The organism is Paraburkholderia sp. 31.1, from assembly GCF_014397645.1.
GTDB lineage: Bacteria > Pseudomonadota > Gammaproteobacteria > Burkholderiales > Burkholderiaceae > Paraburkholderia > Paraburkholderia tuberum.
Genome location: NZ_VZQN01000044.1, coordinates 16,359 through 37,439 on the forward strand (window position 1 = coordinate 16,359; position 21,081 = coordinate 37,439).

The window sequence follows — 21,081 nt, forward strand, 5'->3', positions numbered from 1 at the left end:
TGTCTCGAAATTGGCCTTGAAGGAATGTGATATATCACATACGGTATCTTCGAAGCCGTGAGACGTCGGTGCAACCGGACGTATATCGAAGCGGACGCGTCCGTCGATAACCGTTGCACATCCGATTGATGAGGAGATGACTATGTCTGCAGTTGTTTCATCCCTGAGTCCGGCCACGGCCACCACGACCGCCGACGACACGCTCAAGCAGAAGACCCGCGACGCGGGCGTCGTGTCGGGCGGCCATCTGGTCGCAAAGGCGCTGAAAAACGAGGGGGTCGACACGATCTTCACGCTGTGCGGCGGCCACATCATCGATATCTACGACGGCTGCGTCGACGAAGGCATCCGCATCATCGACGTGCGCCACGAGCAGGTCGCCGCGCACGCGGCCGACGGCTACGCGCGCCAGACCGGCAAGCTCGGCTGCGTGGTGACGACCGCCGGCCCCGGCTGCACGAACGCGGTAACCGGCATCGCGACCGCGTTCCGCTCGGAAAGCCCGATCCTGCACATCGGCGGGCAGGGCGCGCTGACGCAGCACAAGATGGGCTCGCTGCAGGACCTGCCGCACGTCGACATCATGGCGCCGATCACGAAGTTCGCCGCGAGCGTGTCGAGCACCGAGCGCGTCGCGGACATGATCTCGATGGCCGCGCGCGAATGCTTCAACGGCGCGCCCGGTCCCGCCTACCTGGAAATTCCGCGCGACGTGCTCGACCGCGAAGTCGAGGCGTCGCGCGCGATTGTGCCGCGGCCGGGCCGCTATCGCGCGTCGACGAAATCGATCGGTGACCCGCGCGACATCGAGAAACTGGCGGACATTCTCGTCGACGCGCAACGCCCCGCGATCCTGTACGGCCAGCAGGTGTGGACCGCGCGCGGTCACGAGGAAGCGATCGCGCTGCTGCGCGGCATCGAGATTCCCGGCTATTTCAATGGCGCGAGCCGTGGGCTGCTGCCGCCGGGCGATCCGCATCATTTCGATCGCACGCGTTCGCAGGCGTTTGCGAATGCCGACGTGCTGATCGTGGTCGGCACGCCGTTCGATTTCCGCATGGGTTACGGCCGACGCATCAGCAAGGAATTGACGCTGGTGCAGATCGATATGGACTATCGAACCGTCGGCAAGAATCGCGATATTGATCTGGGTTTGGTCGGCGATCCGGGCGCGATCCTCGCCGCGGTGCTGCAGGCCGCGAGCGGTCGTATCAAGGACGACAAACGTCAGGCGCGCCGCAAATGGATGGCGCAGTTGCGCGACGCCGAAGCGAGCGCAACCGAAAAACTGATGCCGCTATTCCGCTCGAACAGCACGCCGATTCATCCGTATCGCGTCGCGTACGAACTCAACGAGTTCCTGTCCGACGACACCGTCTATATCGGCGACGGCGGCGACGTCGTGACGATCTCCGCGCAAGCGGTGCGCCCGCGCCGCCCCGGCCAGTGGATGGACCCCGGCGCGCTCGGCTCGCTCGGCGTCGGCACCGGCTTCGCGCTCGCGGCGAAGCTCGCGCACCCGCACAAGGAAGTGCTCTGCTATTACGGCGACGGCTCGTTCGGCATGACCGCGTTCGACATGGAAACCGCGAACCGCTTCGGCGCACCGTATCTCGCGGTGATCGGCAACAACTCGGCGATGAACCAGATCCGCTACGGCCAGCTTGCCAAATACGGCGAAGAACGCGGCAACGTCGGCAATCTGCTCGGCGACGTGCCGTTCAGCAAATTCGCCGAAATGCTCGGCGGCTATGGCGAGGAAGTGCGCGATCCCGCGCAGATCGCGAGCGCGCTACAGCGTGCGCGCGAAGCGATTCATCGCACCGGCCGCTCGGCGGTGGTCAACATCTGGGTCGACCCGCGCGAGTACGCACCGGGCACGAAGAACCAGACCATGTACAAATAACCCTCATCGTTCAGGAGATACGACATGGCCAAGGCACTCGACGGTGTGCGCATCCTCGATTTCACGCATGTGCAATCGGGGCCGACCTGCACGCAATTGCTCGCATGGTTCGGCGCGGACGTGATCAAGGTGGAACGGGCAGGCGCGGGCGACATCACGCGCGAGCAGCTGCGCGATATTCCCGACGTGGATAGCCTGTACTTCACGATGCTCAATCACAACAAGCGCTCGGTCACGATCGACACCAAGCATCCGGAAGGCAAGCAGGTGCTCGAAGCGCTGATCCAGAAATGCGACGTACTGGTCGAAAACTTCGCACCGGGCGCGCTCGACCGGATGGGCTTTACGTGGGAGCGGATTCAGGAATTGAATCCGCGCATGATCGTCGCCTCGGTGAAGGGCTTCGGTCCCGGTCCTTACGAGGACTGCAAAGTCTATGAGAACGTCGCGCAATGCGCGGGCGGCGCTGCGTCGACCACCGGCTTCGACGACGGCCCGCCGGTCGTGACCGGCGCGCAGATCGGCGACAGCGGCACGGGGCTGCATCTCGCGCTCGGCATCGTCACTGCGCTCTATCAACGAACGCATACCGGACGCGGCCAGCGCGTGCTCGCGGCCATGCAGGACGGCGTGCTCAATCTGTGCCGCGTCAAACTGCGAGACCAGCAGCGGCTCGACCGTACCGGCGTGATGAAGGAGTATCCGCAATATCCGAACGGCACGTTCGGCGAAGCGGTGCCGCGCGCGGGCAATGCGTCGGGCGGCGGCCAGCCGGGCTGGATTCTGAAATGCAAAGGGTGGGAGACCGACCCCAACGCCTATATCTACTTCATCACGCAGGCGCCCGTGTGGGCGAAGATCTGCAACGTGATCGGCAAGGAGGAGTGGGCCACGGACCCCGACTACGCGACGGCGCCCGCGCGCCTGCCGCGCTTGAAGGAGATCTTCGCCGAAATCGAACGCTGGACGATGACGAAGACCAAGTTCGAGGCGATGCAGATCCTGAACGAATACGACATTCCGTGCGGCCCGATCCTGTCGATGAAGGAAATTGCCGCGGAGCCGTCGCTGCGCAAAACCGGCACGATCGTCGAAGTCGATCATCCGAAGCGCGGCAAGTATCTGACAGTAGGCAATCCCATCAAGCTGTCCGACAGCCCGACCGACGTCAAACGCTCGCCGCTGCTTGGCGAACATACCGATGAAGTGATGGCCGAACTCGGTTATTCGGCCGAGCAGATCACGGCGCTGCGCACGGCGGGCGCAATCTAGGAGCGAGGCATGCAGACGTGGATGCGGTTCATGTCGGGCGACGGCGGCATCGTGTTCGGCCGTGTCGAAGGCGCCTATCTGCACGAGTACGAAAGTCTCGCGCAGCCGGTGCCGACCGGCGCCGTACTGTCGCTGCGCGCATTGACGCCGTTGGCGCCGTGCGCGCCCGGCAAGATCGTCGCGCTGTGGAATAACTATCACGCGCTCGCGGCGAAGCTCGACAAACCCGTGCCCACGCATCCGCTGTTTCTGCTGAAGCCGGCGGCGTCGGTGATCGGCGCGGGCGAGCCGATCCGCCGGCCGCGTCACTACGCGGGCAAGATCGTCTACGAAGGCGAACTCGGCATCGTGATCGGCCAGCGTTGCCGCGACGTGGATGCGCAACAGGCGGAGGCGGCGATCTTCGGCTACACGCTCGTCAACGACGTCACCGCCGCCGATCTGCTTAACGAGAATCCGCATTTTCCGCAGTGGTGTCGCGCGAAGAGCTTCGATACCTTCTGTTGCCTGGGTCCGGCCATCGTCTCCGGTTTCGACTGGCGGGCGGCGCGCCTCCTGACCACGCTCGACGGCGCCGAGCGTCAGAACTATCCGCTCGCCGATATGGTCTTTTCGCCGGCCGAGCAGGTGAGTCTGATATCGCAGGATCTGACGCTCGAACCCGGCGACGTGATTGCGTGCGGCACCTCGGTGGGCGTGGGGTCGATCAAGGACGGTGCAACGGTCTCGATCACGATCGATGGGATAGGCACGCTGACCAATACCTTGAGCGCGGCGCAGCGCGACGAGCCACGGCGATCGGGCGATACCGCGAACGTCGGTTGACGAGGGCCGGACCTCGCGGCTCTTGCCTTTTCATCGCATCACGGAGGATCACGCATGCCGCAAGCCTGTGGGAGTGCCGTGTGGATGGACCTGTTGCTGCTGCTCGCCGTGACTGTCGCCGCAGCGTTGATTGCGGTGCTGATGGTGGCGTTGGCCGCGCTCTCGCGACGACAGTTCGGCCGACGTTCGGCGCAGCGGCATTCATGCGTGCGCGAACGCGATCTGACACGCAGGCCCCGGATGCTTGCATTGCTTGGCAGCGGCATCGGTTTGGCGGTCGCGTCGACAGGCTTTACGCGCTACCTGTTGGCAGCGGCGCGCGAGAACAGCGAACGCATCGAACTGTTTGCAGCCGTGTTGATCGGCGCGCTGCTCTTTGCGATCTCGGCGATTGCGTTCTGCAAGCTGCGCGGCGCATTGCAACTCGAGGCGGTCGCGCGGCCGGGACATCACGTCGTCAATCTGTTTGCGCTGTTTTTATGCGGATGGCTCGGTTACGGCTTCGTCACTGAACAGGCACAGCCATTCGGACTCGCGGCATTGCTCGCGACGGGCGCGCTGGCGTTGGCAATGGGCGTGCATCTGATGCTGAGCCGCGAGTACTCGGCCGATCCCGCTCACGCGGCGAATCGCGTCAGTTGCGCAGCGCGCATGTATGCCTTCGCCGCGCGTAGCGATGGCCTGGCGATCGGCAAGCCGGGCCTGCTCGCGAACATCGAGTGGCATGGCGGGGAAGAGCAGACGTGGGCGCTTCGCGATGTCACGCCGGCGATGATGCGCGTGAGCGCCTCTGCAGATAGTCGGGATGGGCGTGATGGTAGACGCGGCAACGGCCGCCAGCGCGACTGTGCACGCCAATGCGCGCACGAGCGGCCGATTCATTTCACTACACGTCGCTGATCAATGATGCATGCGCCGCCAGGAGACCTGATTGCCAATAACGAAGACGGCGGGACGATGATCCCGCCGCCCGAGTCTTTTTCGATGCTTCTAGTCGCCCACGGTCGCGGCGAATTCGCTGTAGTACTGCGTCTTCCTATGCAGAATCAGCTGCGCGAGAAAGTCGGCATCGTACGCCCGATGCAGGTGGCTGTGATAGCGCTCGATATAAGCGGTGATTCGCGCCAACTCGCCATTGAACTCTTTCAGCATGTCGAGCGTCGCACGGTCCCAGCGAAACCGCAGCCCAAGCTCGCTGAACGCGGCATTGTAGGCGCTCAGGTGCGCATCGTCGGGTTGGTCTTCGTGATCCGCCGTCGCTGTGCGAGCGTTGCGTGTACTGATACGGGATTCAACCGGAGCGTGGTTCATGATCGGCCTCCTCGGCTCGCAAGTGAAAGAACTCGCTTGCAGCATAGAAGTCGCGATCGATTTGCAATAGTTAAAGTTTTATTGGCTTTCCATAGCCTACGGCTTATGCACGCTCAGTTCCTTCACGCGGGTGATCTTTTCGATCAGATTGGCGCCTTCCTCCATCAGGAAGCGTTTGAAGGCGACGGCAACCGGTGGCAGACGCTTGTTCTTCCGATGCACGACATACCAATTGAGCATGACCGGAAAGGTTTCGACGTCGAGCACGACCAGATGACCCAGTTGCAATTCGAGGCTGATCGTATGGGCGGACAGAAACGCGATGCCCATGCCGGCGATGACCGCCTGCTTGATCGTCTCGGTGCTCTTGATCTCCATCGCAATCTTCAGATTGGACAGCCGGCCGGCAAAACCTTCTTCCATCGAATTCCACGTGTCCGAGCCGCGTTCGCGCACGATGAACGCTTCGTTCGCGAGTTGACTGAAGCGGATATTGCGCTTGTGCGCAAGCGGATGAGTGGGCGCCGCGACGATCACGTACGGGTGCGGCGCGAACGGTTCATTGGTCGCGTCGGTTTCGTGCGGCGGACGCACCATGACCGCGAGGTCGGTCTGATTGGTCGCCAGTTGATGAAGCAGTTCTTCGCGGTTGTGTACCGCGAGATTGAGATCCACACCCGAATAGCGACGCGTGAATTCGGCGAGAAGGCGCGGAAAGAAATAGTCGCCCGCGCTAATCACCGCAACATTCAGTTTGCCGCCGGAGACGCCCTTCAACTGGCTCATCGCTTCGTCGACTTCATGGAACTGCTGCATGATCGCGCGGCTGTAGTGGAGCATTTCCGTGCCGGCCGGCGTCAGATAGATCTTCTTGCCGAGTTGCTCGAACAGAGGCAGCCCCGCATGTTCCTCGAGTTGCCGGACCTGGGTGGAAACGGCCGGCTGAGTCAGATGCAATTCCTCTGCGGCGCGGGAAAAACTCAGGTGGCGCGCTACCGTTTCAAAGACCTTCAGTTGCCGCAGAGTTGCATTGCGCATCGTCATGGTCGATGTATAAGGAAACGTGAATCAACATAATAACAAACTTTAATTATGAGTAATTCAGCAATGACCCTAGCATGAAACTTATAACAAGCCGAATAGCTGCTGTAATACGCGGGTTAACGCATAGATATGTGGTGTGGCGGACCCAATAGCGGGGAATAACCTGTAATGCTTACCGGCTGAAGCGTGGTTCTGGTCGGAATAAAGCAAGAATTTTATAGAAGACGAGTTCGGGGATCTGCGGAAATACAAAAGCGTCAATTGAGATTTTTCCCGGATAGCGAAGTTCTCGGGCCATAACGATAAGGCGGGACACATCCAGCGCGGCGCGTAAGCCGGCTGCACTAAATAAATAGTGGAGACAAGGCTCATGAACGATATCACCCAGCAATCGACGACCCGTATGTCCTGGCGTAACCGATGGTGGCAACTCGTCATCGGCATGGTATGCATGGCGCTGGTGGCGAATCTGCAATATGCGTGGACGTTATTCGTGGCCCCTATGCATGCGCGGCATCACTGGAGCGAGGCGTCGATCCAGCTCGCGTTCTCGATCTTCATTCTGACCGAGACGTGGCTCGTGCCGTTCGAGGGCTGGCTCGTCGATCGATTCGGGCCGCGCCCGGTGGTGGCAGCCGGCGCGGTATGCGCGGGTTTGTCGTGGATTCTCAATTCGCATGCGACCACGCTCGGCATGTTGTATTTCGCGGCGGTGATTGGCGGGATAGGGGCGGGCGGTGTGTATGGAACATGCGTCGGCAACGCGCTCAAATGGTTTCCCGACCGGCGCGGTCTCGCCGCGGGTTTGACGGCCGCGGGCTTTGGCGCAGGCGCGGCGCTGACGGTGATTCCGATTGCGAACATGATTACGCGCCGCGGCTATGAAGAGACGTTCCTGTTCTTCGGCATCGTGCAAGGCGTCAGTATTCTGTTGCTCGCGATGCTCCTGACGCGGCCGATCTTGCGTCAGCCAGGGGTACGCAAGAGCCGCTTCGCGGTGTCGAAGGTCGATTTCACCTCGCGCCAGATGATCAGAACGCCAGTGTTCTGGGTGATCTACGCGTCGTTCGTCGCGGTCGCGGCGGGCGGCTTGATGGCGACCGCGCAGATCGGCCCGATCGCGAAAGACTGGGGCATAGCGCGCATTCCGATGACGGTCTTCGGCGCGACGTTGCCGCTGCTGACTCTCACGCTGTCGATCGACAATATCTTCAACGGCTTGACGCGTCCGCTGTGCGGCTTCATCTCCGACAAGATCGGCCGTGAAAACACGATGTTCGTGATCTTCGTCGGCGAGGGGCTCGCGTTGCTCGGCATGATGCAGTTCGGCAGCAATCCGTATGCGTTCATGGTCTTTGCCGCGCTGATCTTCCTGTTCTGGGGCGAGATCTTCTCGATCTTCCCGGCGACTTGCGCCGATACGTTCGGCAGCAAGTACGCGGCCGCCAATGCCGGCACGTTGTACACCGCGAAGGGCACGGCCTCGTTGCTGGTGCCGATCGCGTCGATACTCGCGGCGACGGGCGGCTGGAGCCTTGTCTTCGTCTTTGCCGCCGTCATCACGATCGCAGCCGGCATTTCCGCGAAGTTCATCCTCAAGCCGATGCGCGCGCGTTGGATCGAATCGCACAACGAACCACCTCAGGGCGCGCTGGCCGTCGCGGGTCATGGCAATGGCAATGCGTCGCGAATGAGTCACTGGCCCGAACAGTCTGGCGAATAACGTGAGCGTCGCGCGCTTGGAACCGATGCCATGAATGTTTCGCTGCAGCAACTCAAGGTATTCGTCGCGGTCGCGCGCGAGCGCAGTTTCACGCGCGCGGCGCGCGAGTTCGATCTGACGCAGTCGGCCGTGAGCCGTTGCGTGCGTGAACTGGAAGACGCGGTCGAATTGAAGCTGTTCGATCGCACGACACGCCAGGTCGAACTGACGAATGCGGGTGCGAGTCTCGAGAGAAGAATTGGCAGGCTGCTCGACGAAATCGAGTTGACGCTGCTCGAAGAGCGCGCTGCTTATGACGGACACACGGGCGTCGTCTTATTCGCGAGTAATCCGGTGTTGTCATCGGGCTGGGTGCCGCAGGCTTTGGCGCAGTGCGCGTCGGTTTTTCCCGAGCTGGTCGTATCGGTCAAGGATCAACCTCAAAGCAGCGTACTGGCCAGTGTCGAGCAGGGCGAGGTGGATTTCGGCGCGGTCTGTGTGACTGTACCTGTCGATAGTCCTCTACTGCACGCGCAGGTACTTTTCACTACGCCACTGCATGCGGTGCTTCCATCCGCGCATCCGCTAGCGCGGCAAGACAGCATCGGATGGCACGCGTTGCGCGAATGTCCGCTGATAACGCTGAATGCCGATACTGGCGTGCGCGCCGCGCTCGCACCGGTACTCGCCGCGAACGGATCGAAGCGCCGGCCGTTGCAGGAACTCGGACACGTCGCGACGGTAGCGCGCATGGTCGAATTGGGACTGGGTGTCGGCGTATTGCCTGTCGATGCGCATTGGCCTTCGCCGGGCGCTTCGTTGGTGAGTCGTCCGCTGGTCCCCGAAACGGCATTGACGACGGTACTCGTGCACCGCAGAAATCGCTCGCTTCGTCCCAATGCGGCTGCTGCGTGGGCGCAGTTCGTTGCGTCGACGACTGATCATTCGCCGATCGCGAACGAAGCGCCTGCCGCAGCCGCGACGCAAAGCTTCAACTGGCGGTCCGTGCGGCAAAGCCTGTTGCCGGAACCTTAGACAGGGGCCGACCAACAAGCTTGCGCGACGCGCGGCATTCGATCGATGCGCCGTCAGTCAACCACATAACGTCCTACTCAAGGAGCTTCATGATGGAAATCCAGACCGATCTCAGGCACCATGATCTGCTGATCGACGGCAAGCGCATGCCGCCAGGCAGCGGGGAATATTCCGTCGACATCAACCCCGCGACCGAGGAGCCGATCGCACGGGTGGCGCAAGGCAGCGCCGCCGACGTCGATGCCGCGGTGCGCGCCGCGCGCGGCGCATTGAAAGTATGGAATTCGATTCGGGCCGCCGAACGCGGGCGCATTCTGCAACGTCTCGCGGGCCTGATGCGCGAGAACATGGAAGAACTCGCCGCGCTCGAAAGTCTCGACGGCGGCAAGCCGATTGGCGCGGTGATGCGTCAGGACGTGCCCGCCGCGATCGATACCGTCGAATACTACGCAGGCTGGTGCGACAAGATCAACGGCCAGGTGGTGCCGACGCGTCCCGATGCATTGACCTATACGTTGCGCGAACCTGTCGGCGTGGTCGCCGCAATCGTGCCGTGGAATTTTCCGCTGATGATCGGCATGTGGAAGATCGCGCCCGCGCTCGCATGCGGTTGCACGCTGATCGTCAAGCCCGCCGAGATCACGCCGCTCACCGCGTTGCGCATCGGCGAACTGGCGCTCGAAGCGGGCGTGCCGCCGGGCGTGCTCAACATCGTCACCGGCAAAGGCAGCGTGGTGGGCGACGCGATGGTCTCGCATCCCGGTATCGACAAGGTCACGTTCACCGGTTCGCCTTCGGTCGGACGAGGCATCCTGCAGGGCGCGGCGGGCAACTTCAAACGCGTGACGCTGGAACTCGGCGGCAAGTCGGCCAACGTGATTTTTGCCGACGCGAATCTCGACAATGCGGTGCGAGCCGCGGCGTCGGGTGTGTTCTTCAATACGGGGCAAGTGTGCTCCGCCGGGTCGCGGATACTCGCGCATCGCGACGTGTATGACGAAGTGGTCGAGCGTCTGGCCACGCGCGCGAAGTCGATCAAGGTCGGCGACCCGTCGCTGCGCGAAACGTCGATGGGACCGCTGATTTCGGCCGCGCAGATGAAGACCGTATTGAGCTATGTCGACACGGGACGCTCGGAAGGGGCATCGCTCGTGACGGGTGGCGCGCGCGTCGGCGATCGCGGCTTTTTCGTCGAGCCAACCGTGTTCGCGAATGTCGAGCACGAAATGCGTATTTCGCAGGAAGAAATCTTCGGGCCCGTGGCGAGCGTGATCCGTTTCAACGACGAAGCGGACGCGATCCGAATCGCCAATGGCACGTCGTACAGTCTCGCGGCAGGCGTGTGGAGCGCTGACTTGAGCCGCGTGCATCGCGTGGCGCGCGACCTGAAGGCGGGCACGGTGTGGATCAACACCTACGGCTATACGGACGTGCGTTTGCCGTGGGGCGGTGCTCGCGATTCGGGCTTCGGTCGCGAGCATGGCGATGTCGCGATCGAGAACTTCACGGAACCGAAGGCGGTGTGGGTGGCGATCGATCAATAGCGGCAAATGCGAAAAAGGATCGGATGCATGGCATCCGATCCTTCAGGTCGTGTTGCAAGACGAAAAGGAATTGACGAGTACTCGGTCAATTGCCCTGTAAAGCCATCTTCTCGCGCAATTTGATCAGTGCGAGCACGACGTCGATAGTGGGTGTCGGTTCGGCAACGAGTCGCCCCATTTCCTGCACGACGGTCAATAAGGGATCGATTTCCATCGGCCTGCGGTGCTCGAGATCGACGAGCGTTGATGTCTTGTGCGCACCGACCGCACCCGCGCCATCAATACGCCTTTCCACATCGACGCGAAAGTGCACGCCGAACTGATCCGCGATTCGCTTCGCTTCGAGCATCATCGTGCGTGAGACCGCGCGCGTGCCTGGGTCACTCGTGAGCACATCGAGCGTTGCATGCGTCAATGCGCTAATCGGGTTGAAGCACAGATTACCCCATAGCTTGAGCCAGATTTCGTCGCGAATGTTGTCGCGAATCGGCGCTTCGAAGCCGGCCGCCTGCATGATCTCGTGCAATTGCTCAATGCGCGGGGTGCGCTCGCCACTGGGTTCGCCGATGGGAAACTTCTTGCCGTACACGTGTTTGATCACCCCCGGTTCGACGATCTCCGCCGCCGGATAGAGTACGCAGCCAATCGCGCGCTCGGGTCCGAGCTTGGTCCATTGCGAACCGTCGGGGTCGACGCTCGTCAGCCGAGTGCCGGCAAAGCGCCCGCCGTGCTGATAGAAGTACCAATATGGAATGCCGTTCACGCCGGTAACGATCGCCGTGTGCTCGCCGAGTAGCGGTTGCATGGAATCGACCACGCCAGGCAGCGAATGCGCCTTCAGCGTCACGATGACGAAGTCCTGGACGCCGAGTTCGCGTGGATCGGACGTGCAGCGCACCGGCGCGCTGAACGTTTCGCCATCCATGATGAGGCGCGCGCCGTGTTCACGCATCGCGGCCAGATGCGGGCCGCGCGCAATGAAGCTGACGTCCGCGCCGGCGCGTGCCAATTGCACGCCCATTAAACCGCCAATCGCTCCCGCTCCGAAGATGCAGATCTTCATGATGTCGCTCCGTGACGATAAAAAAGCCGTTCGCCCAATGCCGCATTGCAGTCATTCGCGGCCGGTCACGGTTCGAGCATAAGGTGGCGCGACGAATGCTGATAGTTAAAGTTTCTCCGTCGATGTATTAGTTATTCGTTATGACAAGACCGCGACGTGAATGCTGCTTCGACTGTCGGCCTCGATACCTCAGCCGCGCCGAACCAGCAGAAAACTCACGCCGATTGCCGCGAGAAATCCGCCGCAGCAGCGATTGAACCAGCGGCGGATCTGCGCGCGCATCAGCCATTTGCCGAGATACATGCCGGCCCACGAATACAATGCAATCGCCACCCATTCGAGTACCAGAAAGCTCGCGCCGAGCGCGGCGAATTGCGGGAGTATCGGCTGCGCGACGTCGACGAATTGCGGCAGGAACGCGGTAAAAACCAGAATCGCCTTCGGATTGCCCGCCGCCACGAAAAACTCGTGCCGTGCGATGCGCGTGAGCGCGGCCTCCTGGGGTTGAGACGTATCGATTGCGGGTGCGTCGCTGCGCCACAACTGGATCGCGAGCCAGATCAGATAAGCGGCGCCCGCGAGTTTGATCGCCAGAAAGATCCACTCGGACGCATGCAGCACGACCGCGAGACCGGTCGCGGCGAGTGCGAGCATCATCGCGAAGGCGAGCAGCCGGCCGCTGCCGCCAACGAACGCTTTCATGAAGCCATGACGCGCGGCCACGTTGATCGCAAGCAGGTTATTGGGCCCGGGTGCGAGGTTGATGGCGAAGCAGGCGGGTAAAAAGAATAGCCAGGCGGTAAGGGACATGACGGCTTGCATTCCGAACGGGAGATCACGATGCATCGCGCGCGATGCGTTGCCGGGATTGTAGCGAAACCGCGCCGTGCCTCGGCTGGCCGCGTGCTCAGTTCACCGCCTTGATAAAGCCTGGATCGCCAATCAATGTATCGACGCTGAGCTTGACCGTGTCTTCGATCGCGATCGTGTTGTTGGTGAATTTCGGCGACTTCTGCTTCACGGTGCGCGTGGTCGTGTACATGACTTTTTGGGTCGCCGCATCGATGACCACGTAGTGCATCTTCAGCGTCCACAGCGCCGGCGAGCGCCTATCGTCCACCGTGAAGGTTTCGATGCTGCCGCTGAGCACGCGTTTGTTGTCGTCGATACGAAAACCGGCCACTCGCAGACTATTCGCGACGCCATTGCGCACCGCGAGGCTGACGTCGTCCTTCAGCACGAGCCCGGTCATCCCGGTATTTTCGATGCGGTTCGGCGAGATATGACCGTCGCGCGCGGGCAGATACGCGAAGTCGCGTGCAGGGGCGACGCTGAGCGAGCCGGTGCCGTGGGTCTTCGTGTGCGTTGCGCTGGCGCTGCTGTTCAGGCCGAACCATGACCACGAGCACGCGGACAGCAGCGTGGGCAGCAGGATGGCGCCGCAGCCCTTGAGCACGACGGATCTCAACGGCGAACGCGCAGCAGCCATGCGGGAGAAAGCGGCGGTCGAAGTCAGAGGAGTTGCCCTTTTCAGTGGAGTCATCCCGGTGAAGAACAGCATGGTAGCAGCGAACTGGACCATCGAACCTTCAAACGGATGTTTTCGGAATTGCCCGCGTCAGGCCCGGACCTGAGCCGTTCAGAAAAAGCCCGCCTTTCCTTGCGTGATATCGATCAGCGTTGCCTTGGCGTCGTCGAGTGCGTTGGCGGGCACGCGCATCGTCATCTTCACCAGCATGCCGTAGGCGCTGTCCACGAGCGCATAGCCTTCGGCGTCCATCCATCGACGGACTTTGGCTTCGTCGGCATAACTCACTTCGACGCCCAGCAACACCTGAGCAATCCTCTCGACGCGCGGCGCGTCGAGCAGCGCGGACGCGATCGCATCGGTGTACGCGCGCACCAGACCACCCGCGCCGAGCTTCACACCGCCGTAATAGCGCACGACGGCCGCAAGCACGCCATCCAGATCGTGATGCCGCAGTACTTCGAGAATCGGCCGACCGGCGGTGCCGGACGGTTCGCCGTCGTCGGACATGCCGGACTGGCCGCCCGCCAGCAGCGCCCAGCACACATGCGTCGCGGCAGGATGTTCGTCGCGCAGACGCTGCAATTCGGCCATCGCGGCATCGCGATCGGCGACCGGGATCGCATGCGCGATGAAGCGGCTCTTGCGAATCTCGAGTTCCGCGCTCAGTGGCGCGGGCAGGGTATAGGTGGGCAAGGCGGAAACGTCGGTGGATGAAAAGAAGCACACGGTAGGCGGCGCGATGTCCGTCATGGTAACGGATCGTCGGTGCCAGCGAGGCGCAAGGGCAGCTTCGCGGGTTCGTCTACAATGGTCCGCTGAGCGCGCGCCCGTCATTTAGACCCCGCGCGTCGCAAGGAGACGACATGCTTGACCTATCCACGTTGGGGACGTTCGTTGCCGTCGTGCTAGGGCTCTTTCTGATTCCAGGGCCGGCCGTGCTGCTAGTTTTGACTCGCACCATGCACGGCGGACGTAAAGCCGGCATTCTGACCGGTCTCGGTATCGCAACTGGCGATTTCGTGCATACGCTGGGCGCCGCGGTTGGCCTCTCCGCGCTGCTGATGACGTCCGCGCTGGCCTTCAATGCGGTGAAATTCGTCGGTGCAGCGTATCTCGTCTATCTGGGCATTCGCGCGTTGCGCGAAAAGCAGGCGAGTGCGCACCTGCCGGTCGTCGCGCCGGTGTCGGGTTCGAAGGCGTTCTTGCAGGCGATTCCCGCCGAAGTGCTGAACCCGAAGACCGCGCTGTTTTTCCTTGCATTTCTGCCGCAATTCGTGCGCCCCGAACATGGCTCGACGTTTCTGCAGTTCGCGACACTCGGGCTGATTTTCGTTGCCATGAGCGCGCTTTATACGACGCTGATCGTCCTGACGATGCGGCCGCTGGGCAAACTCGTGAAGCGTTTGACGTGGTTGACGCGCTGGCAGAACAAGCTCATCGGTGTGCTGTTCATTTCGCTCGGCCTGCGCGTGGCAGTGCAAACACGCTGAGTCCGGAAGCGCGAGTTCAGGACGACGCCAGCAGGATCAGCGACCCAACGACGCGACTGTTAAGCATTGCAAGGCCACGATGCCATGGCACGCGCGATTCAGGAGACAGCGATGAATGAAGACGCAACTTCGACGGCGCGCGCGATCGAGTTCTGGTTCGACTTCGGCAGCAACTACAGCTATCTGAGCATGATGCGGATCGAAGCGTTGGCGGCCGCGCGCAACGTGACGATCGTCTGGCGGCCGTTTCTGCTCGGTCCGGTATTTCACCAGCTCGGTTTCGACAACTCGCCCTTCGTACTGCAGAAAGAAAAAGGCGCGTACGTGTGGAAAGACATGGAGCGTCAATGCCGCAAATACGGCATTGCGCTCACGCGCCCCAGCACGTTTCCGCGCGCGGCGCTTCTCGCGATGCGTGTCGCGCTGCTGGGTGCGAACGAGCCGTGGATCGGTGCCTGGTGCCGCAAGATCATGCAGTTGAATTTCGTCGACGACCGCGACATCGGTTCAATCGATGTCGTCAGTCACGCGCTCGACTCGCTTGGCTTACCGGCGCAGAGCGTGATCGACGCCGCGCAAAGCGACGCGAACAAGCTCCGCTTGCGCGAGCAGACCGAACGGGCCATCAACAAGGGGATTTTCGGTGCGCCGACGTTTTTTGTCGGCGGGGAGATGTTCTGGGGCAATGACAGGCTGGAGGACGCGTTGGACCATTGCGACGCGATCGCGGCGCGTCATTGAACGTCAGCGGGAGCGCTTAATCAGCCTGCTGGCAGAAGCGCCGACCCGGCACGTGAGAGACCACGGCCTGGGCGATTTCGAGCGGAGTACTTTCGGCGGGAACGACGCGACGGCTCGGCTCGGGCGCGTGCTTCATCGTCCATTCGACGAGCCGGTATGAACGGCCCCAGGGCGGTTGCAGCGGATCGGAGACCTTGCAGGAGTGAATCTGGCGAGTCCATTCATGGCCGGGCATCGCACGCAGGTGTTCGACTACCATCTCTTCAACCATGATTTACCTCCTTCTTGTGCGCGTAACCGTTTTCGGTCGCGCTTCTGGCACCCCTCAAGAAAAAGCGCCGCCGATGTTCTGGCGGCTCAACAGGGGATGTGCCACATACTTGCAGGGAACAATTAAGCGAAACTTAAGAACCGCAATCATTACGCAAACGGATCTCATTGCGTGTAAGCGAGTGCAAGTGAATGCAAGCGAGAGCTGACAACAGTGGGCATGAACGCTGGCAGGCCGGCCGACACGTCGCGAGCCTGCCCTCAAGACCCCGGCGGATCGGCCGTTATCAGTAGAGTTGGGGCGTCGACCCCGCTTCGCCTTCAGGGCCGCCTTACTGATACCGTGACGAATCTCGCCCAAACGCCGCTTGCCGAGCGCCTTCGCTCGCTCGTCGACACCGTGCAGCACAACGAGCGCACGTTGCGCCGCTTCCAGAACGTCGAGTTGCGGTTGATCGGCGCGCAGGATTTCGCATCGTTTCTCGATACGTTGTTCAGCCATCTGCCGAGGGAGTTCTCGCTCGCGAACGTGGTGCTGTGGCTCGACGAGCGCGCGCCAATGCTGCTCGAACTGCTCGAGCCGGGCAACCTGCGCGCGCTCGATCATGCGCAGCTGAAGACGTCGCGCGAGGGCGGTCTCGTCGCGCAATCCTTGTGCGAAGACGATCGGCCGTGGCTCGGCCGCCCTGGCGAACTCGACGACGACACGCGCCGCGCGTTCTTCGGTGCCGCGCCAGCTCACGTGCCGGCCAGCGCGATCCTGCTGCCGCTCGCCGCGGGCACGAGCGTCAGCGGCTATCTATGCCTCGGCAGCGACGACCCCGCGCGCTTCGGCGCGGGCATGGCCACCGACATTCTCGAGCGCTTCGCGAGCATCGTCACCGCGAGTCTCGACAACGTCGCGCATCGGGAGCGGCTCAGGCAGCTCGGCATGACCGATTCGCTGACTGGCCTCGCGAATCGCCGCTATTTCGACGAACGGCTGCGCGAGGAGTTGATGCGCGCGGCCCGTTATCGCGTGCCGGTCGCGTGTCTTTTCATCGATATCGACGGTTTCAAGCGCATCAACGATAGCCACGGCCATCAGAGCGGCGACCGCGCGCTCGCGGCGGTGGCCGCCTGCGTGCGACAGCAGGTGCGGCTTGGCGACACCGTCGCGCGCTATGGCGGCGAGGAGTTCGCCGCGCTGCTGCAAGGCGATCGCAGCGACGCGTTGACCGTCGCGGAACGCGTGCGGCGTGCGGTCGAGAAGCTCGACGTGCGCGACGAGCACGGCGAGCTCATTGCATTGACCGTGTCGATCGGCGTGGCCGGGCGCGTGGTCGCCGGCAGCCCGGCCGAGGCGATGTCGCTCGGTCAGGCGATGATGGACGAGGCCGATCGCGCGATGTATCAGGCCAAGCGCAACGGCCGCAATCGTATCGAGGCGCAGGTCGATGCGCTCGATGAGCAGGGCTGATCGACCGTAACTAACACTAACTACGCGTCACACTCCTGCCGCATCCGGCGGCACCCCGAGCAGCTGCAACGCGCCGCCCATCACGCCGCTGAACACCGGTCCAGCGACCGTGCCGCCATAGAACGCCTTGCCAGCCGGATCGTCGATCATCACGGCGACGATCAGGCGCGGATCGCTCATCGGCGCCATGCCGACAAACAGCGCGCGGTAGCGGTTCTTCGCGTAGCCCGCGCCGATCTGCTTGCGCGCGGTGCCGGTCTTGCCGCCGATGCGATAACCCGCCACGGTCGCGGCGCGTCCGGTGCCGCCGTTGCCCGTGGCCATTTCGAGCATGTTGCGGATCGCGCGCGCGGTGCCGGGCGTCGTGACCGATTCGCCGCGGTCGGCGAACGACGCGGGGCTGTCCGCGTCGAGCGGCTCGCGCAGCAGGCTCACACGCCTCAGCGCGCCGTCGCCCGCATAGGCGGTGTAGACCTGCGCGATTTGCAGCAGCGATACCGACAGCCCGTAGCCATAAGCCATCGTGGCCTGTTCGATCGGGCGCCAGCGCTTATATGGCCGCAGCTTGCCGGCGGCCACGCCAGGGAAGGGCAGCTCGGGCTTCAGACCGAGCCCGTATTGCCGATACTTGGTCCAGATCGTCTCGGCCGGCAGATTCAGCGCGAGCTTTGCCAGCGCGATATTGCTCGACTTCTGCACCGCCTCGGCGACCGTCATCGCGCCATGATTCGACGTGTCGTGAATTATGGCCGGGCCGATCCGATACCAGCCGGGCGCGGTATCGATGATGCTCTGCGGCCGCACCTTGCCTTCGTCGATCGACAGTGCGACGACCAGCGGCTTGATCGTCGAACCCGGTTCGAACGTGTCGATCACCGCGCGGTTGCGCAACTGCCGGCCGGACAGGTGCGTGCGGTCGTTCGGATCGAAGCTCGGGTAGTTGGCGAGCGCGAGGATCTCGCCGTTGCGCGCATCGAGCACGACCACGCTGCCCGCTTCGGCGCGGTGCTTCGCGATCGCGGCTTTGAGTTGTGTGTACGCGAGTTGCTGGATGCGCCGGTCGATCGTCAACTGGATCGTGGCGCCGTTGCGCGCGGGCACGAGCGGCCGCGTCTCCGAGATCACGCGGCCGAGCCGGTCGCGGATCACCTCGCGGTGGCCGGGCACGCCTTGCAACTGCGCATTGGCGGCGAGTTCGACGCCTTCCTGGCCGTTGTCCTCGATGTCGGTGAAGCCGACCACGTGCGCGGCCGACTCGCCCTCGGGATAAAAGCGTTTGGTGTCGGCGATCTGCGTGATCCCGGCGAGCCCGAGGCGCGACAGATGCCCGGCAGTGTCGGCATCGACCTGGCGCTTGAGCAGCACGAAGCTGCGCTCGCCGTTCAGACGCCGACGCAGTTCCGCGAGCGGCAGATCGAGCAGCTTTGCCAGCGGCGCGAACGCGCTTTCGTCGACGAGCTTCGGCGTGGCCCAGATTTCGTAGGTCGCGAGACTGACCGCGAGCATCGAACCATTGCGATCGACGATCCGGCCGCGCGTCGCGTCGAGTTCGAGCAGGCGCTGATAGCGCTTCTGCCCTTGGTCGACGTAGAAGTCCTGATTCACGACCTGCACCCAGAACGCGCGGAGCGCGAGCGTCGCGAACGCGCCGAACACGAGCAGCACGACGAACTTCGAGCGCCACGCGGGTAGTCGCGCATCGAGCAGCGGGTTCTTCACGGCTAAGGCATAGGGATCGGACGACGGCGGTTTTTTCTGGCGGATCATGGCGGCGGGCAGCGGATCTCACGTACTTTCGATTGAACGAGGCCGCCAAAGCCACGAGGCCTGGCGGCAAGGACTGTCGCCGGGCCGATTGTAAATAAAACGTAATTTAAATGCGAGGAATGTGAAAGGAGGCGCGTTCGAGCTGGAGCAAAGGCGAGCCGAGCCGAAGCTTGATCACGAAAAGCCGCGCGGACTTGCAAAATCCGCCCGGCTGATTCGTTCGATTGATGCGTCGACTCCGACGCGGCGTGTTGAATAGGCGCTCTCTGCCTGTGGGGCGCCTTCTTTTTTCGCGCCCGTTGCGGGCGCGGCGGGGCAAGCTCAAGCCGGCAACGCGAAACTCGCAATCGCGTCGCGCAACACGGCGACCTGGTCCTTCAGCGAATGCGCGGCGGCCGCGGCCTGTTCGACCAGTGCCGCATTCTGCTGCGTGACCTGATCCATCTCGCCGACCGCGCGATTGACCTGTTCGATGCCCGCGCTCTGCTCGCGCGACGCGTGGCTGATTTCTTCGAGGATCTCGTTGACCCGCCGCACCGACTGCACGATCTCGCCCATCGTCGCGCCCGCGTTGGCGACCAGTGACGAGCCGGTCTCGACGGTATCGGTCGAGGTTTCGATCAGCGCCTTGATCTCCTTGGCGGCCGTCGCCGAGCGCTGCGCGAGGCTGCGCACTTCGGCCGCGACCACCGCGAAGCCACGGCCCTGTTCGCCGGCGCGAGCCGCCTCGACGGCGGCATTCAGCGCGAGGATATTGGTTTGGAACGCGATGCCGTCGATCACGCCGATGATGTCGCCGATCTGCCGCGAGCTCGCGGTGATCTCGCCCATCGTGCGCACCACGTCGTCGACCACGCGGCTGCCGCGCGTCGCGACGTTCGCTGCGTCGCTCGCGAGTTGCGCGACCTGGGTCGCGCTGTCCGCGTTCTGCTTCACGTTCACCGTCATCTGATCCATGCTCGACGCGGTTTGCACGAGCGCCGCCGCCTGCTCCTCGGTGCGCTGCGACAGGTCGGTGTTGCCCGCCGCGATTTCGGTCGCGCCGACGTTGATGTTCTCGGTGCCCTGGCGCACTCGCGAGACCGTGTCGACGAGTCCCGCCTGCATCGTGCGCAGGGCATGCAGCAGGCTGCCGCTGTCGTGCGGCTCGATCGGCACCGGCGTCGCGAGGTTGCCTTGCGCCATCAACCGTGCGTGCTCGACGGCCACTTCGAGTTCGCCGCCGAGCGAGCGGCGGATGCTGCGCAGCACGACCAGCATCACGGCCGTAGAGAGCGCGCCGAGCGTGACGGTGATCGCGAGCCAGCGCAGCAGGTTGCGGTAGAACGCGCTTTGCACGTCGTCCATGTACATGCCGGTCACGAGGTACCAGTCCCACGGCGCGAAGTGCACCGAGTAGCTGGTCTTCGCGACGGGCTGCTCGCTGCCGGGCTTGGCCCACAAATAATCGACGAAGCCGCCGCCGTCGTGATTGCCCGAGTTGACGATATCGACGAACAGATGATTGCCGGCCGGATCGGTGAACTGCGCGAGGTTCTTGCCGATCAGTTCGGGCTTGATCGGATGCATCAGCATGACCGGCTGCGAGTCGTTGATCGACAAATAGCCGTCCTTGCCGTAGCGCATCGCGCCGAGCGTCGCGAGCGCCTGCTTTTTCGCGTCGTCCTCGGACAGCGCATGCTGCTGGGAGAGCGAGTAGTAGTGGCCGACGACGTGGTTTGCCTCGTCGATCAACGAGCGCAATTGCTCGCGTCGGTCCGAGATCATCGATGCGCGGTTCTGCCACGCGCCGAACGCGCCGATCAGGATCAGGCCGACCCACAGAACGGCGATCATGGACGCCAGTTTTCGGTTCAGAGTCATAGCGATGGGAATAGGCGTTTTGGCCAGTAGGGTCCATTGAATTGCGGTCGGATGCCGCTCGCTGTGTTTACGGCGCGAAATGGCATTGATCGAGGCAGGGAAAACCCGCTGTTCGACATCCCTATTCGTCCGATTAATGGGTGGATTTATTGAATGTTTTAGCGGCGCTCATGCGCGTAATTCGAAAAAGACTTTTGTTAATTATTCAAGAATCTGAATTAACCGGCGATTTTCGGTAAATCGCGGCGATTGAAAAAT

Annotated in this window: 19 protein-coding genes; 10 read left to right on the forward strand and 9 right to left on the reverse strand. The window is 62.7% G+C overall.

The window, feature by feature from the left end; translation table 11 throughout:
* Positions 1–142 precede the first annotated feature (142 nt).
* Genes F6X37_RS28395 through F6X37_RS28410 form a run of 4 tightly spaced genes read left to right on the forward strand, consistent with a single transcriptional unit; the run spans position 143 to position 4,903 of the window.
* On the forward strand, positions 143–1,906 hold the full coding sequence (locus tag F6X37_RS28395; RefSeq protein ID WP_187613595.1) for a thiamine pyrophosphate-binding protein: 1,764 nt from the start codon (positions 143–145) through the stop codon (positions 1,904–1,906).
* 24 nt (positions 1,907–1,930) lie between these two features.
* A complete protein-coding gene (frc, locus tag F6X37_RS28400) occupies positions 1,931–3,178 on the forward strand; it encodes a formyl-CoA transferase (RefSeq protein WP_187613596.1) in 1,248 nt (415 codons plus the stop codon).
* Positions 3,179–3,187: 9 nt separating this feature from the next.
* Positions 3,188–4,003, forward strand: a complete 816-nt coding sequence (locus tag F6X37_RS28405; protein ID WP_187613597.1) for a fumarylacetoacetate hydrolase family protein — start codon at positions 3,188–3,190, stop codon at positions 4,001–4,003.
* Positions 4,004–4,057: 54 nt separating this feature from the next.
* Entirely contained in the window at positions 4,058–4,903 is an 846-nt protein-coding gene (locus tag F6X37_RS28410; RefSeq protein WP_262420054.1) for an NAD(P)(+) transhydrogenase (Re/Si-specific) subunit beta, read from the forward strand.
* A 90-nt stretch (positions 4,904–4,993) separates the two neighbouring features.
* Here the strand turns inward: F6X37_RS28410 and F6X37_RS28415 are convergent, their stop codons facing one another.
* Positions 4,994–5,314: a hypothetical protein gene (locus F6X37_RS28415; RefSeq protein ID WP_187613598.1), complete on the reverse strand. Its 321-nt coding sequence runs from the start codon at positions 5,312–5,314 to the stop codon at positions 4,994–4,996.
* A gap of 96 nt (positions 5,315–5,410) precedes the next feature.
* Positions 5,411–6,358: a LysR family transcriptional regulator gene (locus tag F6X37_RS28420; protein WP_018424728.1), complete on the reverse strand. Its 948-nt coding sequence runs from the start codon at positions 6,356–6,358 to the stop codon at positions 5,411–5,413.
* 370 nt (positions 6,359–6,728) lie between these two features.
* Here F6X37_RS28420 and oxlT point away from each other — a divergent pair, with 370 nt between their 5' ends.
* From oxlT to F6X37_RS28435, 3 genes are all read left to right on the forward strand, one after another.
* Positions 6,729–8,081 carry an oxalate/formate MFS antiporter gene (gene oxlT, locus F6X37_RS28425; protein ID WP_187613599.1) on the forward strand — a complete coding sequence of 451 codons (1,353 nt, stop codon included), beginning with the start codon at positions 6,729–6,731 and terminating at the stop codon, positions 8,079–8,081.
* Positions 8,082–8,111: 30 nt separating this feature from the next.
* Entirely contained in the window at positions 8,112–9,095 is a 984-nt protein-coding gene (locus F6X37_RS28430) for a LysR family transcriptional regulator (RefSeq protein WP_187613600.1), read from the forward strand.
* Positions 9,096–9,187: 92 nt separating this feature from the next.
* Positions 9,188–10,639: an aldehyde dehydrogenase family protein gene (locus F6X37_RS28435; protein WP_187613626.1), complete on the forward strand. Its 1,452-nt coding sequence runs from the start codon at positions 9,188–9,190 to the stop codon at positions 10,637–10,639.
* An 85-nt stretch (positions 10,640–10,724) separates the two neighbouring features.
* Here the strand turns inward: F6X37_RS28435 and F6X37_RS28440 are convergent, their stop codons facing one another.
* The 4 genes from F6X37_RS28440 to F6X37_RS28455 form a co-directional block, all read right to left on the reverse strand.
* Positions 10,725–11,702, reverse strand: coding sequence for a 2-dehydropantoate 2-reductase (locus F6X37_RS28440; RefSeq protein ID WP_187613601.1), 978 nt, complete (start codon positions 11,700–11,702; stop codon positions 10,725–10,727).
* Between the two features lie 189 nt (positions 11,703–11,891).
* The gene (locus F6X37_RS28445) at positions 11,892–12,512 is read right to left on the reverse strand and encodes a LysE family translocator (protein WP_187613602.1); all 621 of its coding nucleotides are present in this window, start codon (positions 12,510–12,512) and stop codon (positions 11,892–11,894) included.
* A gap of 97 nt (positions 12,513–12,609) precedes the next feature.
* Entirely contained in the window at positions 12,610–13,191 is a 582-nt protein-coding gene (locus F6X37_RS28450; RefSeq protein ID WP_187613603.1) for a hypothetical protein, read from the reverse strand.
* Between the two features lie 150 nt (positions 13,192–13,341).
* Complete coding sequence (locus tag F6X37_RS28455; protein WP_262420055.1) at positions 13,342–13,983, reverse strand: IMPACT family protein; 642 nt, start codon at positions 13,981–13,983, stop codon at positions 13,342–13,344.
* Positions 13,984–14,096: 113 nt separating this feature from the next.
* On the opposite strand from F6X37_RS28455, the gene F6X37_RS28460 reads away from it, so the two are divergent.
* Complete coding sequence (locus F6X37_RS28460; protein WP_090809317.1) at positions 14,097–14,723, forward strand: LysE family translocator; 627 nt, start codon at positions 14,097–14,099, stop codon at positions 14,721–14,723.
* Between the two features lie 111 nt (positions 14,724–14,834).
* Positions 14,835–15,464, forward strand: coding sequence for a 2-hydroxychromene-2-carboxylate isomerase (locus tag F6X37_RS28465; RefSeq protein WP_187613604.1), 630 nt, complete (start codon positions 14,835–14,837; stop codon positions 15,462–15,464).
* A gap of 16 nt (positions 15,465–15,480) precedes the next feature.
* Here the strand turns inward: F6X37_RS28465 and F6X37_RS28470 are convergent, their stop codons facing one another.
* A complete protein-coding gene (locus tag F6X37_RS28470; RefSeq protein ID WP_090809319.1) occupies positions 15,481–15,735 on the reverse strand; it encodes a DUF2866 domain-containing protein in 255 nt (84 codons plus the stop codon).
* Positions 15,736–16,077: 342 nt separating this feature from the next.
* Here F6X37_RS28470 and F6X37_RS28475 point away from each other — a divergent pair, with 342 nt between their 5' ends.
* Positions 16,078–17,193, forward strand: coding sequence for a sensor domain-containing diguanylate cyclase (locus F6X37_RS28475; protein WP_187613605.1), 1,116 nt, complete (start codon positions 16,078–16,080; stop codon positions 17,191–17,193).
* A gap of 27 nt (positions 17,194–17,220) precedes the next feature.
* Here the strand turns inward: F6X37_RS28475 and F6X37_RS28480 are convergent, their stop codons facing one another.
* Both F6X37_RS28480 and F6X37_RS28485 read right to left on the reverse strand, forming a co-directional pair.
* A complete protein-coding gene (locus F6X37_RS28480) occupies positions 17,221–18,960 on the reverse strand; it encodes a peptidoglycan D,D-transpeptidase FtsI family protein (protein ID WP_187613606.1) in 1,740 nt (579 codons plus the stop codon).
* 321 nt (positions 18,961–19,281) lie between these two features.
* A complete protein-coding gene (locus tag F6X37_RS28485; protein ID WP_187613607.1) occupies positions 19,282–20,823 on the reverse strand; it encodes a methyl-accepting chemotaxis protein in 1,542 nt (513 codons plus the stop codon).
* Positions 20,824–21,081: the final 258 nt, after the last annotated feature.

Excerpts from the sequence above, each read along its gene's own strand:
- F6X37_RS28460 (WP_090809317.1), top strand. The coding sequence starts at position 14,097 with ATGCTTGACCTATCCACGTTGGGGACGTTCGTTGCCGTCGTGCTAGGG.
- F6X37_RS28405 (WP_187613597.1), top strand. The coding sequence starts at position 3,188 with ATGCAGACGTGGATGCGGTTCATGTCGGGCGACGGCGGCATCGTGTTC.
- F6X37_RS28445 (WP_187613602.1), bottom strand. The coding sequence starts at position 12,512 with ATGTCCCTTACCGCCTGGCTATTCTTTTTACCCGCCTGCTTCGCCATC.
- F6X37_RS28420 (WP_018424728.1), bottom strand. The coding sequence starts at position 6,358 with ATGACGATGCGCAATGCAACTCTGCGGCAACTGAAGGTCTTTGAAACG.
- F6X37_RS28440 (WP_187613601.1), bottom strand. The coding sequence starts at position 11,702 with ATGAAGATCTGCATCTTCGGAGCGGGAGCGATTGGCGGTTTAATGGGC.
- frc (WP_187613596.1), top strand. The coding sequence starts at position 1,931 with ATGGCCAAGGCACTCGACGGTGTGCGCATCCTCGATTTCACGCATGTG.
- F6X37_RS28410 (WP_262420054.1), top strand. The coding sequence starts at position 4,058 with ATGCCGCAAGCCTGTGGGAGTGCCGTGTGGATGGACCTGTTGCTGCTG.
- oxlT (WP_187613599.1), top strand. The coding sequence starts at position 6,729 with ATGAACGATATCACCCAGCAATCGACGACCCGTATGTCCTGGCGTAAC.
- F6X37_RS28395 (WP_187613595.1), top strand. The coding sequence starts at position 143 with ATGTCTGCAGTTGTTTCATCCCTGAGTCCGGCCACGGCCACCACGACC.
- F6X37_RS28455 (WP_262420055.1), bottom strand. The coding sequence starts at position 13,983 with ATGACGGACATCGCGCCGCCTACCGTGTGCTTCTTTTCATCCACCGAC.
- F6X37_RS28485 (WP_187613607.1), bottom strand. The coding sequence starts at position 20,823 with ATGACTCTGAACCGAAAACTGGCGTCCATGATCGCCGTTCTGTGGGTC.
- F6X37_RS28470 (WP_090809319.1), bottom strand. The coding sequence starts at position 15,735 with ATGGTTGAAGAGATGGTAGTCGAACACCTGCGTGCGATGCCCGGCCAT.
- F6X37_RS28465 (WP_187613604.1), top strand. The coding sequence starts at position 14,835 with ATGAATGAAGACGCAACTTCGACGGCGCGCGCGATCGAGTTCTGGTTC.
- F6X37_RS28435 (WP_187613626.1), top strand. The coding sequence starts at position 9,188 with ATGGAAATCCAGACCGATCTCAGGCACCATGATCTGCTGATCGACGGC.
- F6X37_RS28450 (WP_187613603.1), bottom strand. The coding sequence starts at position 13,191 with ATGGCTGCTGCGCGTTCGCCGTTGAGATCCGTCGTGCTCAAGGGCTGC.
- F6X37_RS28415 (WP_187613598.1), bottom strand. The coding sequence starts at position 5,314 with ATGAACCACGCTCCGGTTGAATCCCGTATCAGTACACGCAACGCTCGC.
- F6X37_RS28430 (WP_187613600.1), top strand. The coding sequence starts at position 8,112 with ATGAATGTTTCGCTGCAGCAACTCAAGGTATTCGTCGCGGTCGCGCGC.
- F6X37_RS28480 (WP_187613606.1), bottom strand. The coding sequence starts at position 18,960 with ATGATCCGCCAGAAAAAACCGCCGTCGTCCGATCCCTATGCCTTAGCC.